Source organism: Terrabacter sp. 05T424 (assembly GCF_056396225.1).
Genome location: NZ_JBFTLB010000007.1, coordinates 193,425 through 210,961, shown reverse-complemented (window position 1 = coordinate 210,961; position 17,537 = coordinate 193,425). Strand labels below are relative to the sequence as shown.

Here is a 17,537-nt window from a genome sequence, read left to right as displayed (position 1 = left end):
GGGGGAGCGCCCCGGGCGGGTACGTGACCTACCGATACGATTCGTGAAAGCCATTCGTCCAGCGCGAGATTCGTGCGCGTCGGGACCGCGGTCCGCGGTCTCACCGGCACGTTCCGACCAGGAGGAGCCCCAGTGACGTCCAGACTCGAGCCCGGCGAGCAGGCACCGGCCTTCGACCTTCCCGACGACGCCGGTGGCACGGTCGCCCTGGGCGACTTCGCCGGGCGTAAGGTCATCGTCTACTTCTACCCGGCCGCGATGACTCCCGGCTGCACCAAGCAGGCGTGCGACTTCAGCGAGTCGCTCGACTCGCTCAAGAAGGACGGCTACGAAGTCGTCGGCATCTCCAAGGACAAGCCGGCGAAGCTCGCCAAGTTCCGCGAGCGCGACCACCTCACCATCCCGCTGCTGAGCGACGAGGACCTCTCGGTCCACAACGCGTACGGCGCCTGGGGTGAGAAGAAGCTCTACGGCAAGACCGTCGAGGGCGTCATCCGGTCCACCTTCGTCGTCGACGAGCAGGGCAAGGTCAGCCACGCCTTCTACAACGTCAAGGCGACCGGTCACGTGGCCAAGCTCCGTCGCGACCTCGGCCTCGCCCACTAGAGTCGCACCGTCCCGAAAGGAAGCCAGATGACCGACACCGCACGCATCGAGCAGGACATCCGGGCCGCCCGCGCGCGCCTCGAGGGCACCGTCAACGAGCTGGCCTACCGGGCCCAGCCCCAGGTCATCGCCGAGCGGCAGATCCAGGGCCTCAAGCTGCGCCTCGCCTCGGCGACCCACACCGAGGACGGCGAGCTGCGCATCGAGCGCATCGGCGCCGTCGTGGCCGCGGCCGTGGTGGTCGTCGTCGCCGTCGGGCTGCTCCGCCGTCGGCGGGGCTGAGCCGGCGCGAGCCTCCCGGTCACCGGACGAACGACACAGGCACCAGCAGATCACCATGGGCAAGAAGGACTCGGCCACGACGGCACAGGAGCTGCCGGTCCGGATGCTGCACGACCGCGTGCTCGTCTCGCTCGAGAAGGAGGGTGACCGGCGCTCGGGAGGCGGCATCCTCATTCCCGCCACGGCGTCCGTCGGCAAGCGGCTCGCCTGGGCCGAGGTCGTGGCCACCGGGCCCAACGTGCGCCAGGTGCAGCTCGGCGACCGCGTGCTCTTCGACCCCGAAGAGCGCGCCGAGGTGGAGCTCCAGGGCACCGACTACGTGCTGCTGCGGGAACGTGACATCCACGCCGTGGCCGCCCAGCGCGTCGACGCGGGACAGACCGGCCTCTACCTCTAGGCGGTCGCCGGGGTCACAGGACCTTGCTGCCGTACATCTCGCCGAGCGGGTCGGCGATGAGCTCGAGCCGCGCACCGTTGGGGTCGCGGAAGTAGAGCGAGGACCCGCTCTCTTCGACGTACTCGACCCCCGCGTCGTCGAGGCGTCCGCGCAACCGCGTCCACGTGTCCGGCTCCACCGAGATGGCGATGTGGTGAAGTCCGCCGAGCACCTCCGCGTAGGGCACGACGTCGAGCCCCGGGAAGTCGAAGAACGCCAGCAGGTTGCCGTTGCCGATGTCGAAGAAGAAGTGGTTCGAGCCCCGGTAGTCGCGGTTCTCGAAGATCTCGGTCAGGGGGAACTCGAGCACTCCCTGGTAGAACCGGATGGTCTCCTCGACGTCGCGGGCGACGACGGCGAAGTGGTGCAGGCCGCGGGCGCTCGACCCCGGCCGACGCTCGGCGGGCTCGAGGTAGGAGGCGCGGATGCGCTCGCGCTCGGCCTCGATGGCGGTCAGGTCGATCTCGGTCACGGGTGCCTCGGATCCTGGAGTCGGTGTCGACCGACGGACGGCAGTTGCGCGTTCAACTCAGGCTAGCCCGAGGTGAACGGCTGCTCCAGTGGTCGCCGGGCCGCTCGCCCGCGGGTCACGCGACGACGGTGACCGAGTAGCCGCCGGGCTCCTGTCGCTCGGGGTCGGTGTGCGCGAAGCGCAGCAGGTGCGCGAAGGGGCCACCGTCGGCGATCGCTCGCGCCAGACCCCGCGCGTCCAGGTCGTCGAGGTACCACAGCCGGCTCAGCCCCTCGACGAGGGCCTCACCGGGTTCCGCGCGGCTGAGGACCCCGATCTGCTCCACCTGGTCGACGCCGACCCGCTCGATGACCCTCTCGATGACTCGCCGGCTCCCGAGCGGACGAGCGAAGGGGTGTCCGCTCTGCGCGTCACGGCCGGGCCGGCCGCGCTCGACGACGCCGAGCTCGACGGCGACGTTCCACAGCCTCGCGCTGTCGGCGACGAGCCAGCCCTGGTCCGTGAGCAGCATCGTCAGCAGGTGCTGGCCCGCCCCCGTGGGCACGCCCAGGCGCAGGGCCTTGGCCGACGGCGCACGCAGCCTCGCCGCGGGGCCGAGCTCGGTCTTCGTCGTGCCGAGGACCCCCTTGAGCAGCGGTGTCACGGCTGCCCCGCCGTGTCGCAGCTCGAGTGTGCCCGTCTTCGTGACGAGGCCGCCGAGGGTGAAGAGCAGCTGCTTGGCGCTGTCGGTGCCCGCGAGGATGGTGAGGTTGCGCTGCGCCACGTGCCGGTCGTGGTTGGCGTCGAGGGCGCCGGACCACTCGTCCAGCGGGCAGCTGACGCTCGCCATCAGGCACTCGTGCCCGGTCAGGGTCGCGGGGATGTCCCAGGTCTGGTCGAGCTCGACGACCTGCATCGCACCGGGCTTGGTGCGGTCGTCGAGCTGGGGCACCACCGCCATGCCGATCGGCTGGGGCTGGTAGGCCGGGTTGGTGGGGTCGCCGCCGAAGAAGCCGGGGTTGACGTACCAGCCGCGCACGTGGACGCCGATCGCCGGGAACAGCCCGAGGTTCCAGACGCGGACGAACACGCGGTAGCGGCGGCCGGCCGTCGGGGACGCGACGAGCTGCGCGGGTGAGAACGGGCCCGTGTAGGCCGCGTCGACGAGCAGGATGTCGGGGGACTCCCAGCAGGGGATGCTCGGCCAGGTCGGCCGGACCGCGCGGTCGCCGGGGCTGTACGCGCGAACGAGCAGGTACGGGTAGACGTCCTCGCGTCGTGGCCGGTGTTCACCGCCGATCGCCTTGATGAGTCCCTCCGCGGCGTCCTTGACGTCGTCGGTGGGCATCCAGCCCGGGTCGAGGTCACCACTGGGTGCCTCGGTGTGCCCGAAGGCGCCGGGCGGGCTCTCGCCGCGTTGGGTCGTGTCCTCCTTGTCGGTGAGGACCGGGTGCTGCTGGTCGTCGCGGTGGCGTGCCATCGGTCAGCCCTCCTTGCGGTGCAGGCGCTCGCGCCATTCGGGGTCGGTGTCGGGCTCGTGCTTCTGCGGTCGGCCGCAGACGGCCGGACCGGAACCCGGCAGGTAGTGGACCGCGACGTCGTGCGCCTCCTCGTACCACCGCCCCGGCTGCGACGGGCAGTCGTGGTCGGCGTGGAAGAACTGGGGTGACGTGCACGGCAGCGGGTAGCCGTAGTCCTCCGAGCCGACCGGGTCGACGTCGGGCACGCAGGGCACCGTGCTGCGGTCCCAGTCCCAGGTGCGCCAGGCGTACCCACGGTCGGAGTCGAGGTTGAAGTCGGGCACGCCGAAGTCCTGCTGCCCGACCTCGTGGGCCATCCGTCCGACGAGGTAGAGGCCGTAGTCGACCGGCCCGCCGAGGTGCTGGTCGGCTGGCAGCCGCGTGTCGAGGACCTGTTCGGTCTCGGCCGGTGAGCCTGCCTTCTCCAGCTCGTGCCGCGTGTCGTTGTCGCCGGTGACCCCGGACAGCAGCACGGTCGAGCTCGACCCGACGACGTACGGGCCGGCGTGCGTCGGGGCGCCCTCCTGGGCGACTCCGTCGCCCGCCTGGTTCGTGAACGGATACCGCCAGGGCGCAACCCATTCCGAGGGTTTGAACGCGTCTCCCGCTGCGTCGCCGGCATACCGAAGCGGTGACGTCAGCCCCAGCGCGCCGACGAGGTCGATGCGGCTGATCGACGACGGGAGGTCGCGGACGATGCCGCGCGGGTAGGCGTGGTCGAGGCCGTGTGCGTCCGTCGGGTGGAGGCGTCCGGACGGCTCGGTGACCGGTGGCGGCGCGGTCGGCACCCCGGACGGGTTGTCGAGCGCGGACCCGATGTCGTAGGTGCCCTCGCGTCCCAGAGTCGTCAGCCCGGGGTTGATCTCGCCCGGCTTCGGCACCGCGAACCCCGACATGACGAGGGCGCGGCGCGCCAGCAGGTAGAGGTTCCACGCCGGCACGATGACGGCCCAGTAGACGACCTGCCGAGCGGGGAACGTCGCGATGTCGACGATGAGCCCCGGCAGCACCGTGGCGAGCCAGAGGACGACCTGTGCGAGGTAGACGGCCCAGGCGAAGAGCGCCAGCAGCAGGTCGAGGAGCGTGAAGGAGTCGTCGTCGTCGACGTCCGCGCCACGGGCCGGGTCGTCGTCGGTGCCGGAGCCGCCACCACCGGGAGGTGTGGGGAAGGAGTGGTCGGTGAAGACCGACGGGGGTGGCGGCAGCCGGAGGCTGATCGCGTCGCTGCCCGTCATCTTGAGGTAGCGGTAGACCAGCTCCCACATCTGCCCCATCGCGTCCTCGTTCGGTCGCCCGTCGGGCTGGCCGGTGACGGGGTCGGTGGCCGAGAACGGCGGGTCCTGCAGCAGGATGTGCGGCCCGTCGGCCCCGTAGACGTCGTGCATCGCCTCGAGCAGACCTTCCACGAGGTGGTCGGGCAGCGGCCCGGTGTCGAGGTCGAAGAAGGTGTGTCGGAAAGCGGTCGCCGTGGGCCCGTCGCCGTTGTCGTAGGCCGGCAGGCCTCCCCAGTAGTCATAGGCGGGCGCATCGTTGCGACCGTTGTACGGCGCGTCGGTGCGGTGCCGGAAGGCCAGCCGGAAGTGCAGGGCCGAGGTGCCGTACTCGCCGTAGAGGGGTCCGGGGTGGCGGGCTCCGTAGTTCTCCGAGTCCATGTAGTTCTCGACGAGGTGGTGGCGCTGCCAGTGGTCGCGGTAGGGGCCGCCGGACTTCGCGTTGGTGAACGGGTGGCCGGTGACGTCGGTGGCGCAGTGCGACATCCACCCGACGGCGAAGGCGATGCGCGCCTCGGCGTCCTGCCGCTCGTCGTCCGTCGTCGCCGATGCCAGCGCGTCCTGCGCCTGCTGGAACAGCACGAAGGGGAACTGGTAGGTGCGGCGGTAGTGGAACATGTCCGACCAGTAGAAGGCGTCGTCGCCGAAGCCATGCGGCACGCCCGACGTCAGCACCCCGAACCAGTCGCCCATCTCCGCGAGCAGCCCCTTGAAGGCCGTGATGATGGCCGACGTCAGGGAGTCGAGGACCTGCGCGAGCTGGGTCGAGAGCCCGCCCGTGAGCTGTGAGGCGAGCTGGGCGTTGTTGGTCGAGATCGGGTCGATCCACTTCTCCCACTTGCCGACGAACTCCGAGTCGACGACCTCCCACACGTCCAGCGCCCACTGGACGACCTGGCGGATCACCTGCCCGGTCGTGTTCTTGAAGTCGGGCAGCAGGTAGAAGAGGTCGGGACCGAGGGAGCCGAGCGCCAGGTAGTTGCGCCAGGTGTGGCAGTGCTCCCCGATGACCCGGGCCTGCGCCGGGTCGATGGCGAAGTTCGGGGGGACAGTCCCGTCACGGAGGTTGCGGGCGGTGTCGTGGGCCGCCTCGAGGTGGACGTACCAACCGGGCATATCGGACTCCTTCACGGAAACGGGACCGAACGGTCCTCCATCTCCAAAGAGGTCCACCTCAGGACGCTGATACGCCGCCTGCTGCTCGGGCGTCGAGGAGGTGCCGAGTCGAGTGCGCGACGAACGGCTCGCCGGCTCGCAGCTGCTCGTCAAGCCGGCGCAGGGCCGGCTCGTACCTCGCCACCGTGAAGTCCGGCACCCACCACACGCACTTGCGCAGGATCCACACGACCGCACCCACGTCGTGGAACTCCATCCGGCACCGCGCCCGGTCGAGGCGTACGACCTCGAGCCCCTGCTGCTCTGCCGCCGCGCGCTCGCGCTCGGGGTCGCGGCCCTTGCGCTCCTCACGGAGCGGCCCGAGGAAGCGCTCGATGAGCTCGAAGGCCGACGACGGTCCCACGTGCTGCGCGAAGTAGTGCCCTCCGGGCTGCAGGACCCGGCGGATCTCTGCCCAGTCTGGACGCACGGGGTGCCGCGCGGTCACGAGCTCGAACGAGCCGTCGCCGAACGGGAGCGGGCCGTCGTCGGTGGGGACGACGCGTACGCCCCGAGGTCCCAAGGTGCGGCGCGCCCTCTCGGCGTTCGGCGCCCACCCCTCGGTGACGACCATGGTGGGAGGCAGCCTGGCCGCCTCGGCGACCACCTCGCCCCCGCCTGTGTCGATGTCGAGCGCCGACTCCACCTGGGCGAGGCGTTCTGCGAGCAGCCGGGCATACCCCCACGGTGGCCGCTCCTCGGTCGCGCGGCCCTCGAGCCACCCGAAGCCCCAGCCTCCGATGTCCGCGGACTCCGCCTCCGTCACCAGCTCCTCGAACGACCGCATGCCCGAAGGTTGGCAACGGGTCTCTGGCGAGTCAACCGCATTCACGAACCGGGTGCGAGCGGGGGGCGCGTACGGGCTTCCTACTGCCGCGAGACCCACTCGCCGTAGAACAGGGCCAGGCCGGCCGTGATGCAGATGCCGGCGATGATCCAGAAGCGGGCGACGATCGTGACCTCCGACCAACCGGCCATCTCGAAGTGGTGGTGCAGTGGGGCGATCCGGAAGACGCGCTTGCCGGTGAGCTTGAAGCTGACCACCTGGATGATGACCGATGCGGTGACGATGACGAAGAGGCCGCCGAGCACGACCAGCAGCAGCTGGGTGCGGGTGAGGATGGCCACGCCCGCCAAGGCGGCGCCCAGGGAGAGGGAGCCCGTGTCGCCCATGATGATCTCGGCCGGTGAGGTGTTCCACCACAGGAACCCGAAGCAGGCGCCCCCGATCGCGCAGGAGACGACGGCCAGGTCGAGCGCGTCGCTGACGTCGTAGCAGTTGGGTGCGGGCGCGACGGCGCAGCCCTGGTTGTACTGCCACATGGCGATCAGCGTGTAGGCCCCGAAGACCATGACGCAGGCGCCGGGCGCGAGGCCGTCGAGGCCGTCGGTGATGTTGACCCCGTTCGACGCCCCGGCGATGAGCACGTTCGCCCACGCGATGAAGAGGACCACCGCCACGACGGGACCGGCGAACGCGAGGTTCACGGGCGTGTCCCTGATGAAGGAGATCGCCGTCGAAGCGGGGGAGAGCCCGTGCTCGTCGGTCAACAGCAGGGCACCGAGCGCGAACACGACCGTGACGAGCGTCTGGCCGACGAGTTTCTGCCTGCCCGTGAGGCCCAGGCTGCGTTCCTTCCGGATCTTCGTGTAGTCGTCGAGGAACCCGACCACGCCGAGACCGCTGAGCAGGAAGAGCACGAGGGAGGCGCTGAGCGAGATGCCGTTGTGGATGACCTTGAGCACTCCCATGGCGCTCAGGGCCAGCAGGACCACGTGTGAGCCGAAGTACCCGACGAAGGCCGCCGCGATGATGACCGCGCCGCCCATGGTGGGCTTGCCCCGCTTGACATGGTGGTGGGTCAGGTCGTCGCGGATGAACTGGCCGTAGCGCCGTCGCACGAGGACCGCGATGAAGGGCTTCGTGAAGAGCAGCGCCACTGCCATCGAGATGCCACCGGCAAGCATGACGTTGAGCATCGGAACTCGTCGCTGCCCTTCCGACCGCGCTCGCGGTCCTCGGTTCGTCTGGGTCCCCGGCGCCCACCCACGTGGTCGGCTCCGGGTCGCCGGCCAACCCTAGGGCACCGGCTCTGCGCGAGGTCGACCGGCAGGCGGGCATCGCGTCCTTGCGGGCGCACGGGTAGAGCCCGGCCCCGAGAGGGACCGGGCTCTACCCGAATGAAGAGTGCGCCGTCAGGGACTCGAACCTCGAACCCAGTGAGTTTCGGCAACCCGCGCGCGTCGTTGCTCGCCAGGGCCTCAACGTGGGCTCTGACCTGCGCGTTTGCCTCCGGCGTGCACTCGACCGTGCGCGTTCGTTCTGCATGTTTCCCGTCCAAAAGTGGATGGTTACGCGGACTCCAGAGCACCCGCGGGGCGCGGCTCACGGAGTCTGCAGTCGGCGAGCTCCGACGCCCCGGACCGTGCATGCCGGGTGGCGCAGTCTGTCCCCTGAGCAGCCCGGCCCAGAGGATGGAAAGGACCGGTTGGACGAGCTGGACCTGGCTGACCTGGCCATGGGCCCGATCTTCAGGCCGTGGTACCAGGCGAAGAAGCCGAGGAACATGCTCACGACGCCCAGGTAGGTGAAGACCGCCCACTGCACGGGCGTTGCGGACGGGGATTGGTGGGCGGCCCGGCAACGCTGCTGCTGTGCGTGTCCGGGGGTATCGACCGCTTCAATGCCGAAGCCCCAGCCGCGCTGCTGCGACAGGCCCAGCGAACCAGCGTCAACGGCTGGCTGACAGCACCACTTCGAGGGCCTCGACTTCTAAGTCCCGCGGGCGAGTCCACGCGCGCGGCCAGGTGAAGAAGTCAGGGCGTGATGCACCAACCAGCAGGACGGAACCACGTCCTCAACCAACCGTCTCTTCCTACGGTCCCGGGTTTTCGGGATCCGGCCCGGCGGCGCAGGTCGGGTGTCATCGTGGTCGTAGCACCGGGGGGTGCTCTTTTCGAGACCGTTCAATCACCAGCGGTTCGCCTGAGACGGGCTGCCGACTGCGCCAGGGGGACGGTCGGCGGCCCGTCGCGCCGGCACCGCCCTGACCTGACGTCACGGCCCGGGCACGGGTGCGGCGTGCCGGCATGTCCCACTCCGGTGCTGTGCTCCTCGCCGCCGCGACCATTCCGCGGGGCGCGCTCGCGCGTGGCGACCGGGGAGACCCGGCCCGTGCTCGACTCGTTGTTGATCGAGCCTCTAACAGGGGCCTGCTACGACGACTTCGCCGGATTCATCTCGTCGGCCCAGCGCCACGGACACCCGCCGAACCGGAGGTGATCCTGGGGCCGGCGGCGGCGGCGGTGAGTGAGGCAGCAGAACCTCGCCGAATCATTCGGGCTACGGCGACCGGCATGTGGCCTGACGTATTCGCCTACCCTGAGCAAGTGGTGCTCACAGCGGCGAACAACGCGGTCCTGGACGGGGACACGTGGGTGCGCTCCGCTCTGGCGCAGCTCTCCGAGATCCCCGGGGTCCACCGCGCAGGGCTGGCACTCGCCGAAGGCGGCGGCCGACGGCTGCTCTTCAGCGCTAGTGACCGCCACAACGAGCTCGGTGTCAACTGGTGCGAGGTCGACGCCTACGAGGACGTGCCCCTCAACCACTCCATCCGTACCGGCGAACAGATCGTGGGCTCTCTGGACGCCCTCAGCGTCGGCTATCCCGCATTCACGAGCCGGCAATCAGCCATCACCCGCGCGCTGGCCTCGGTGCCGATGGTCACCGGCGGCCACGTGCAGGGCGGATATGCCCTCTTCTATGACACCGATCAACGGTTTGACCACCAACAGCTGACGAACCTCCAGACGCTGGGAATGAGGCTGGGCGCCGGGCTGCGCCGCGCCCAGCGCGCCACCAGGTACGCGAGCCGGTCTCTGATGGACGAGCCGGTGCCGGATGCTGCACTGGCCGCCACCTACGCGGTCGCCGCCGACCCTCGGGCGGCGGGCGCCGCGCGCAGCTACGTAAGGAACGTTCTCTCGGCCTGGGGCGTAGACCCTGACTTGATTGACTCCGCGATCCTGTGCCTGAGCGAGCTGGTCACCAACGCCATCATCCACACCGACGCGGGCTGCGAACTGCGGGTCATCCTCGACCGCGGCGTGCTCACCACGACGGTCCGCGACGCTGGTTCGAGCCTCGTCGTTGATCTCAGCCAAGTCTCCGTGGAACCGCTGGCCGTGCACGGTCGTGGGCTCCAGATCGTCAGCGCACTCTCGAGTAGGTGGGGCTCGGAGCTCGACGCAGTAGGGATGACCGTGTGGTTCGTTATCGAACCGGCCTGAAGGCCCGTTCGAATGCACTACCCGCGGCAAGACCGTGCGTTGATGGGAACGTCTGCGTGGAGGCGCCCCGGGTCGGGGAAGACGCCGAATGCGTTCGCCGCATCCATGAACTGCCCGAGGGTCGCCGCTCGCACGCGGCTACTAGAGGATTCCCGTACGACCGGTGTCTGGCCAGACTCGGTTCAGGTGGTCGGCGGACGGCTCTCCATGCGGCTGCCCACCAGCAGTGCCGGTGTGGCTCACTATCGGTCTGCGGCCCGCCGGTCACCGTGACGAGGCGTGGCTCAAGAAGGGACTGCCCAGCTCGTAGTAGCAATGCCCACCTCGCCGTCCACACCGGATCGAGCACAGGCGGGAGCGGTACATGGAGCACGTCATCATCGGGGTCGATCCCCACAAGCTGTCGGCCACCATCGAGGCCGTCGATCGTCAGGAGCGGCTGCTTGGTTCGGGCCGGTTCACCACCAACCGGGCCGGCTATGCAGCCATGCGGGCCTACGCGAAGGCCTGGCCCGAGCGGATCTGGGCCGTCGAGGGCAGCAACGGCACTGGCCGTCCCCTCGCGCAACGCCTCCTCGAAGACGGCGAACGAGTGGTCGATGTCCCGGCGAAGCTCGCCGCCCGGGTCCGTCTCTTCGACACCGGCCACAACCGCAAGACCGACGCCCGCGACGCGCACTCCATCGCGATCGTCGCGGTCCGCACCCACACCCTGCGAGTGCTGCACCTCGATGGTGAGCTCGAGGCGCTGCGGATGCTGGCCGACCGGCGCGAAGCGCTCACCCACGTGCGGGTCCTCGCAACCACGGATCGGAGACCAGCGCGCAGTCGCCGGGACGCCGGGCGCGAGGCCTTGGGATCGAACACCGCGACCGGGCCCTTGGCCCGTCGCGAATCGAGGGTCACGGTTAGGTTGTCGGGTCGTGTGCGGGTCGTGATCACCGCCCCAGGAGCATCCAGGATGTAGGGGATGACGAGGTGGAGCCCTTTGCCGGATCGCGGAGGGCCGAGGATGACGGTCGAGTCCTCGACGGTGCTGAAGCAGGGCGCGCCTTTGCTTCGGCCGAGCAGCTGCGCGACATCCGAGATCGTCGGCTGGGCAAGGGACGGCCGTAGCGCGGCGGACCTGCCGAGAACGCGACGCGAACCGGCGGTGCGTTCGACCTCCCGGCGGTGGGCGAGACCGTCTCGCCTTTCCAGCCCTGGCTCGTCGCAGGGCCTTGAGGGCCGAAGGCGGTATGCCGCTCGCGCCATGGCCCCGCAGCCGCCAGCGAGAACGGCCGCCACAGCCCAGTAGAGCGTCGGAGGCCCGACCCTTCTTGCCCACCCATGGCTCGGATTGCCCGGTTCCGAGACGAGTCTGACCAAGGCGCCATCGTGAAGCTGGGGGGTGGCGGCCCCGTTGAGCGTCGCGCACGCAGCTGCCGCGACCCAGAGAATGCCGCCGCACGCCACGCCGATGAGCAGCGCAACGAGCCCAAGGTTGTCTCGCTTCAGACCGCTGGAGTCCGTCATGTGCTGGCCACGGACCGGGTGGGGCACCATGCCCGGGACGTTCAACCTTCACGCCGATGGGCCGCCTTGTCCGCTCACCGTCGACCTGTCACAGGGCCCACGGTGGGACGGCGTCAATGCGCCGCCAGGCGGCGACCCCGACTGATCGGAGGTAGTTGTCCAACCGTCGGTCATGAGCCCAACCAAGGCACCGACCCCAGAGTCAGGACGCCGGTGGCCGCTCGAGCTTGGCCAGCGCTTTTCGCATCGAAGCGGCGACCGGCTTGCCCCCAGTCAGCCGGATCAAGACGGTGGCCAGCCGCCCGGGCACTGACGTCGGCGTACGGTTCCAGATCACGTGGATTCGGCTACCGCCGTCGCCTCTCGGCGCGATCGCGGCGGACACGTAGCTGCCCGGAGCGCAGAAGTTGCTCTCCTGGACGGTCCAGGTGATCAGTTCACCCTTCGACCAGTCGTAGTGCTCCCTTGCCCAGATGCTCGACCCGGGCATCTTGCTGCCCTCCTGCACGTCGGCGAAGGTGTCGCCAACGTTGTAGACCCTGTAGAGGCTGGGGTCGATACCCGGCCAGATCTCCGGGCGCCGGTCGGTGAAGTCCAAGAGGGCCGTCCGCACGGCTTCTGGAGACGCACTGGTCTCCACGTCGAATTCCACCTTGGGCATCCTGAGCACCTCCGGGCAGCAATAGCGACTCCGAGCGGACGTCAGCCGCCAGCCCAACGCTACGCCCTCTGGATAGCGGACGAGGCGGATCCGGCCTCGACCTGCGGCGGTGTCTGGCGGGGTCTGGCCCGGCTTGCGGGGCCTGGGGCCGTCTGGAACGTCAAGCGTGGTGGCGCCCTTAGGTCTGGAGGGCCCGCTTGAGGTTGGAGAGGAAGGTCTTGTTCCGTCGCGGGACCATGATGGCCATCATCGGGGTCATGACAACCTTGAACCCGGAGGGATGGATCTCGACGGAGCGATTGAACCGAGCTCCGCTCCCTGCGGCGTCACCGTGTAGGTGATCAACGGGGCCAGGCCGGCCAGTTCCGCCGCCTGGTCGACGATGCGCCGGCCCGGGTCGGCCTCCACCGCCGTGCAGGTGCCGTCGGCCTTGCCCATGAAGGCTTGAACGTGACCTCATATGTTCCGGAGACCCGAACGGGTCGGCCGCGGCCCCGTCCTCACGGTCTACGGGGACGTCGAGCCGTGGATGTATGGTCGGGTCATGGCGCACTTTCTGCTGCTCCACGGCGCCTGCCACGGCGGTTGGTGCTGGGATGCGGTGGCGTCCATCTTGACCGCCGCAGGTCACCAGAGCACCGCGCCCGACCTTCCGTGCCAAAGCCTGAACGCCGGCCTGAGCGAGTCCACCGACGCCGCCATCGCTGCCTTGCCGGATGCCGTTGATGAGGCGGTGGTGGTGGGTCATTCGTTGGGCGCGCTCCTGGCGCCGCTGGTGGCTCACCGGGTGCCGACACGCCGGATGATCATGCTCGCCGGCATAGTGGGCGCACCGGGTTCGAGTCTTGAGTCGCTGGCCACCCAGGACGTCGACCGCGACGTGCCTCTGCTTGAGCAAGACCTAGAGTTCGATGCCGAGGGCCGGTTCCGTTTCACCGACGCGGGTGCTCGGCGCGTGCTTTATCACGACTGTCCGCCGGAAACTGCCCAGGCGTCGATCGCACGCTTGAGGTTCCAGCGCTCGATGTGGCGTGAGGTCGCCGACTTCGACGTGTGGCCGCAGGTGGAGACGATGTCGATCGTCTGCGCCGAGGATCGGGTCGTCAATCCCACGTGGTCCAGACGGGTCGCCCGGGACCGTCTGGGCGTCGAACCGATCGACTTGCCAGGGGGACACTCTCCGTTCCTCGCCCGACCCGGCGCACTGGCCGACATCCTCATGCATGGCCTCTGACGAGCAATAGCTGTTTGCCCTTTCGGCATCGCGCGACAATCAAGTTGCCCGAGAGCGCGGGACTCCGCATGACCGCGTCAGACGAGCAAAGCCGGTCAACGCGTCGGGCGGTGTCGACGTCGCGTCCGCCCTTGATCGGCTGGGCCCTGTCGCCCGCGGCCGCGTCTTCTGCGCGGTGCTCACGTTGACGAGACTCCGGCATCGAGTCGAGCACTCCGACGAGACCGCTCCACAGGTTTCAGTCATCAAGGACATGATCCGCGGCCCCTGACCTGCGTCAATCCGCCGCGAAGAGGGTGGATACGGGTCGCAGCGTGGTGGTGTCCCCGGTCGCGACGATCTCGACGGCGATGGTGTTGAGCTTTCGGTTGGTGTGCTGGCTGGCATCGACGAGGACGGAGAATGCGTCTGCTTCGCGAATCCTTCGGTCAGCCATGATGATGCCGATTGCGGTACCGATCCATCGAGATTTCCGCAGCGCCACCTTCACGTGAGCGGCATGCTCGGTCGCGCCGCCGGCCTCGGCCTGTGGCGCCCCATCAGCTTCTCGTGGATGTCGGCGCGCTCTTCCCGTTGTGCGAGGCGCTCGTGGTTGGCGTCAGCGCGACCCTCCGGAGTCCCCCCGCGCGGGGTCGGTTCATCGACCTCGCCTCGGTGGCGTCGGCCCCCTGGTCCAGGGGGTCGATGTCGGCGCGATTGGTGTCGACCCCGCAGCGCGTCGGGAGACGCACTGGTCTCTACTCCAGTTCAACGGGCATCCTTCTGCTCCTCCGGTCAGCGATGGTCGACGTGGAGGGACGTCAGTCATCGACTCAGACGCTGCTGCCGCGTGAGCACGAGCGAGGGCTTGCTCTCTCGCGGCTGAACTGGACCCGGCGGCCGACGCTTCTGATGCCGGTTACCTGTTCCCATCGGGCGCCGTCGGGAGCATTCTGGAGACAGTCGGGCGAAGGTTGGTGCCCTGTGGCGACGAGAGTGAGTTTCACCGGCGAGAAGGCCCCCTGCGGGTCGGTGGTCGACGGTACGCGTTTTCGCGACAGCGACGACGAGGGGATGCGCGTCGTCCACGTGCACTACGGCTGCGGCTGCGAAGACTTCCGCGACGACTTCCACGACGGGAGCACCCACCACCGCGTGAAGCACCACAGCGGCAGGCTGCTGCTCGACGAAGAGCTGCGCGGCGAGTAGGCAGCGACCTGACATGTGTGCCGACCACGACATCCTCGTCATCGGAGGCGGTGCCGCGGGCCTGCGGGCGGCCATCGCCATCGCCGAGCTGGATCCTGCGCTTCGGGTCGCGATCGTGTCCAAGGTCTATCCGATGCGCAGCCACACGGTCTCCGCCGAAGGTGGCGCCGCCGGAGCGGTCGCGAGCGACGACAGCCTCGACGAGCACGCGTACGACACGGTCTCCGGAAGTGACTGGCTCTGCGACCAGGACGCGGTCGAGGCCTTCGTGGAGGAGGCCCCCCGGGAGCTGCTCCTGCTCGAGCACTGGGGGTGCCCGTGGAGCCGGCAGGCCGATGGCCACATCGCCGTGCGGGCGTTCGGCGGCATGAAGCGGAAGAGGACATGGTTCGCCGCCGACAAGACCGGCTTCCACATGCTGCACACGCTGTTCCAGACGTCCCTGAAGTACTCCGAGGTGGCCCGGTATGACGAGTGGTTCGTCACCCGGCTGCTCGTCGACGCCGGCCGGGTGCAGGGGGTCGTCGCCCTCGAGCTCGCGACGGGGCGGATCGCGCCGATCACGGCGAAGGCGGTGATTCTCGCGGGCGGTGGCTGCGGCCGGGTGTTTCCGTTCACGACGAACGCGAACATCAACACGGGCGACGGCATGGCGCTCGCCTGGCGGGCGGGCGTGCCGCTCAAGGACATGGAGTTCGTGCAGTACCACCCGACGGGCCTGCCGTTCACGGGCATCCTCATCACCGAGGCCGCTCGCGCGGAGGGCGGCTGGCTGCTCAACAAGGACGGCGAGCGCTACCTGCAGGACTACGACCTCGGCACCCCCACGCCGGAGCCGGTGCTGCGCAGCATGGAACTCGGTCCACGTGACCGCCTGTCCCAGGCGTTCGTCCACGAGGACGAGAAGGGGCGGACGATCGACACGGCATACGGTCCCGTCGTGCACCTCGACCTGCGGCACCTGGGCGAGAAGGTGATCGACACCAAGCTCCCCTTTGTGCGCGAGCTCTGCCTGAAGTACGAGAACATCGACCCCGTACGCGAACTCGTGCCGGTGCGCCCGGTCGTGCACTACATGATGGGCGGGGTCCACACCGACATCGACGGTGCGACGCCGCTGGCCGGCCTGTATGCCGCCGGGGAAGTGGCATGCGTCAGCATCAACGGTTCCAACCGCCTTGGCTCCAACTCGCTGCCCGAGTGCCTCGTCTTCGGTGCGCGAGCCGGCCGCGCCGCTGCCCGTTATGCCGCCGGCGCCGCTGAACCCGGACCGTCCATCGCCGCGCAGGCGCGGGACGAGGAGCGCCGCCTCACGATCGGCGTCAGGGACCGCACGGACGGACGCGAGTCGATCGCGGTCCTGCGGACTGCCATGCAGCAGGCCATGGAGGACAGCGCCGGGATCTTCCGCACCGAGGACTCCCTCGTCAAGGGCGCCGCGACGCTGCGGGAGCTGCAGGAGCGGTCCGGGTCGATGGCGGTCGACGACCACAGCCGCGCCTTCAACACGCAGGTCGTCGCCGCCCTCGAGCTGTCGAACATGCTCGATGTGGCCGAGGCCATCGTCGCTGCGGCCCTGCGACGTGAGGAGTCCCGAGGTGCCCACCAACGCCTCGACTTCCCCGCCCGCGACGACGAGCACTACCTCGCACACTCGCTCGTTCTCCGCGGCGAGGCGGGCGTCCACGAGGTCGAGTACCTGCCGGTGACCCTCACCCGATGGCCACCCGGCGAACGGGTCTACGGGAGGTGAGCAATGGCTGACACCATCACGCTCGAGGTGGCGCGGTACCGGCCGGACCGCGAGAGCGAGCCGACCCTCGAGTCGTACGACGTCCCGCTGCGTCGCGACTGGGCGGTGCTCGACGGCCTCAACCACGTCAAGGACACCCTCGACGGAAGCCTGTCCTACCGATGGTCGTGCCGGATGGGCATCTGCGGCAGCTGCGGCATGACCGTCAACGGCGAGCCACGGCTGACCTGCGCGACGTTCCTCGTGGACTACGCCCCGGGGCCGGTCCGGATCGAGCCGCTCGCCAACTTCCCCGTCATCCGCGACCTCGTCGTCGACATCGGCGACTTCATGCGCAAGCTCCCCCGGGTCAGCCCGTGGATCGTGCGCGAGCAGGACCGGTCAGTCAACGAAGGCGAGTACCTGCAGACGCCCGAGCAGCTTGCGGACTACTCGCAGTTCAGCATGTGCATCAACTGCATGCTCTGCTACTCCGCCTGCCCCGTCTACGCGCTCGACCCGGAGTTCGTCGGCCCGGCCGCCATCGCCCTCGCACAGCGCTACAACCTGGACTCCCGGGACGAGGGCGCCGATATCCGGATGGACCTGCTCATCCACCCCGAGGGCATCTGGGGGTGCACGTTCGTCGGCGAGTGCACGCGGGCCTGCCCCAAGGGTGTCGACCCTGCCGGCGCGATCCAGCGGTACAAGCTCAGCGCCGCACTCCAGGCGGTGCGATCGTTCGTCCTCCCGCGAGGGCCGCGAGGTCCGCGATGACCGATCCGGCGCCGGAGGCCCAGCCGCCCTACCGGCCAGAGATGAGCCGGCTGTGGTGGCTGCACCGTCGCAGCTACGTCTTCTTCGTCCTGCGCGAGCTGAGCAGCATCTTCGTGGCTTGGTCGGTGGTCTTCCTCCTCCTCCTGGTCCGCGTGCTCGCGCAGGGACAGGCCGCGTATGCCGCCTTCCTCGCCTGGGCGTCCAGCCCCTGGGTCGTTGCCCTCAACGTCGTCACGCTCGCCTTCCTCCTGCTCCACTCCGTCACGTGGTTCAACCTGACCCCGGCCGCCACGGTCGTGAAGCTGCGCGGGCAGCGAGTGCCTGCGCTTGCGATCGCTGGCGGCGCGTATGCCAGCTGGGTCGTCGTGACCGCGGCGGTCGTCGCCCTGGTGGTGACCCGCTAGGTGGCCAGGCGGGCG

General features: G+C 69.3%; 17 protein-coding genes and 1 pseudogene. 10 read left to right on the top strand and 8 right to left on the bottom strand.

Annotation, left to right across the window (positions count from 1 at the left end; translation table 11 throughout):
• Window positions 1–132: 132 nt before the first annotated feature.
• The 3 genes from bcp to AC1DE0_RS15585 are packed head-to-tail and all read left to right on the top strand — an operon-like array spanning window position 133 to window position 1,285.
• Complete coding sequence (gene bcp / locus AC1DE0_RS15595) at window positions 133–606, top strand: thioredoxin-dependent thiol peroxidase (protein WP_478102147.1); 474 nt, start codon at window positions 133–135, stop codon at window positions 604–606.
• Window positions 607–633: 27 nt separating this feature from the next.
• A complete protein-coding gene (locus AC1DE0_RS15590; RefSeq protein ID WP_478102145.1) occupies window positions 634–888 on the top strand; it encodes a DUF3618 domain-containing protein in 255 nt (84 codons plus the stop codon).
• A 55-nt stretch (window positions 889–943) separates the two neighbouring features.
• Window positions 944–1,285, top strand: coding sequence for a GroES family chaperonin (locus AC1DE0_RS15585; RefSeq protein WP_449343050.1), 342 nt, complete (start codon window positions 944–946; stop codon window positions 1,283–1,285).
• A 13-nt stretch (window positions 1,286–1,298) separates the two neighbouring features.
• Here AC1DE0_RS15585 and AC1DE0_RS15580 read toward each other — a convergent pair whose 3' ends face one another.
• The 6 genes and pseudogenes from AC1DE0_RS15580 to AC1DE0_RS15555 all read right to left on the bottom strand — a co-directional run.
• Window positions 1,299–1,796, bottom strand: coding sequence for a VOC family protein (locus tag AC1DE0_RS15580; protein ID WP_478102139.1), 498 nt, complete (start codon window positions 1,794–1,796; stop codon window positions 1,299–1,301).
• Window positions 1,797–1,911: 115 nt separating this feature from the next.
• Window positions 1,912–3,255, bottom strand: coding sequence for a hypothetical protein (locus AC1DE0_RS15575; protein WP_478102137.1), 1,344 nt, complete (start codon window positions 3,253–3,255; stop codon window positions 1,912–1,914).
• A gap of 3 nt (window positions 3,256–3,258) precedes the next feature.
• Complete coding sequence (locus tag AC1DE0_RS15570; protein WP_478102135.1) at window positions 3,259–5,682, bottom strand: zinc dependent phospholipase C family protein; 2,424 nt, start codon at window positions 5,680–5,682, stop codon at window positions 3,259–3,261.
• A 58-nt stretch (window positions 5,683–5,740) separates the two neighbouring features.
• Entirely contained in the window at window positions 5,741–6,508 is a 768-nt protein-coding gene (locus AC1DE0_RS15565) for a class I SAM-dependent methyltransferase (RefSeq protein ID WP_478102133.1), read from the bottom strand.
• A gap of 80 nt (window positions 6,509–6,588) precedes the next feature.
• Complete coding sequence (mraY, locus tag AC1DE0_RS15560; protein ID WP_478102131.1) at window positions 6,589–7,701, bottom strand: phospho-N-acetylmuramoyl-pentapeptide-transferase; 1,113 nt, start codon at window positions 7,699–7,701, stop codon at window positions 6,589–6,591.
• A 467-nt stretch (window positions 7,702–8,168) separates the two neighbouring features.
• Window positions 8,169–8,350, bottom strand: a pseudogene (locus AC1DE0_RS15555) (EamA family transporter); the annotation flags it as partial.
• 761 nt (window positions 8,351–9,111) lie between these two features.
• Here AC1DE0_RS15555 and AC1DE0_RS15550 point away from each other — a divergent pair.
• Together AC1DE0_RS15550 and AC1DE0_RS15545 are read left to right on the top strand one after the other, a co-directional pair.
• Entirely contained in the window at window positions 9,112–10,011 is a 900-nt protein-coding gene (locus AC1DE0_RS15550; RefSeq protein ID WP_478102130.1) for an ATP-binding protein, read from the top strand.
• Between the two features lie 364 nt (window positions 10,012–10,375).
• The gene (locus AC1DE0_RS15545; protein WP_478102128.1) at window positions 10,376–10,978 is read left to right on the top strand and encodes an IS110 family transposase; all 603 of its coding nucleotides are present in this window, start codon (window positions 10,376–10,378) and stop codon (window positions 10,976–10,978) included.
• A 750-nt stretch (window positions 10,979–11,728) separates the two neighbouring features.
• On the opposite strand, the gene AC1DE0_RS15540 is transcribed toward AC1DE0_RS15545, so the two are convergent.
• Window positions 11,729–12,187, bottom strand: a complete 459-nt coding sequence (locus AC1DE0_RS15540) for an SRPBCC family protein (protein WP_478102126.1) — start codon at window positions 12,185–12,187, stop codon at window positions 11,729–11,731.
• Window positions 12,188–12,731: 544 nt separating this feature from the next.
• Between AC1DE0_RS15540 and AC1DE0_RS15535 the strand changes: the two genes are divergently transcribed.
• Complete coding sequence (locus AC1DE0_RS15535) at window positions 12,732–13,421, top strand: alpha/beta fold hydrolase (RefSeq protein ID WP_478102124.1); 690 nt, start codon at window positions 12,732–12,734, stop codon at window positions 13,419–13,421.
• A gap of 277 nt (window positions 13,422–13,698) precedes the next feature.
• Here AC1DE0_RS15535 and AC1DE0_RS15530 read toward each other — a convergent pair whose 3' ends face one another.
• Window positions 13,699–13,911: an ANTAR domain-containing protein gene (locus tag AC1DE0_RS15530; protein WP_478102122.1), complete on the bottom strand. Its 213-nt coding sequence runs from the start codon at window positions 13,909–13,911 to the stop codon at window positions 13,699–13,701.
• Between the two features lie 485 nt (window positions 13,912–14,396).
• Between AC1DE0_RS15530 and AC1DE0_RS15525 the strand changes: the two genes are divergently transcribed.
• The 4 genes from AC1DE0_RS15525 to AC1DE0_RS15510 are packed head-to-tail and all read left to right on the top strand — an operon-like array spanning window position 14,397 to window position 17,522.
• The gene (locus tag AC1DE0_RS15525) at window positions 14,397–14,609 is read left to right on the top strand and encodes a hypothetical protein (protein ID WP_478102120.1); all 213 of its coding nucleotides are present in this window, start codon (window positions 14,397–14,399) and stop codon (window positions 14,607–14,609) included.
• 13 nt (window positions 14,610–14,622) lie between these two features.
• On the top strand, window positions 14,623–16,362 hold the full coding sequence (frdA, locus tag AC1DE0_RS15520) for a fumarate reductase (quinol) flavoprotein subunit (protein ID WP_478102118.1): 1,740 nt from the start codon (window positions 14,623–14,625) through the stop codon (window positions 16,360–16,362).
• A 3-nt stretch (window positions 16,363–16,365) separates the two neighbouring features.
• Entirely contained in the window at window positions 16,366–17,118 is a 753-nt protein-coding gene (locus tag AC1DE0_RS15515) for a succinate dehydrogenase/fumarate reductase iron-sulfur subunit (protein ID WP_478102116.1), read from the top strand.
• Window positions 17,115–17,522: a hypothetical protein gene (locus AC1DE0_RS15510; protein WP_478102114.1), complete on the top strand. Its 408-nt coding sequence runs from the start codon at window positions 17,115–17,117 to the stop codon at window positions 17,520–17,522. Before AC1DE0_RS15515 ends, AC1DE0_RS15510 begins: the two co-directional genes overlap by 4 nt.
• The last annotated feature ends 15 nt before the right edge of the window (window positions 17,523–17,537 follow it).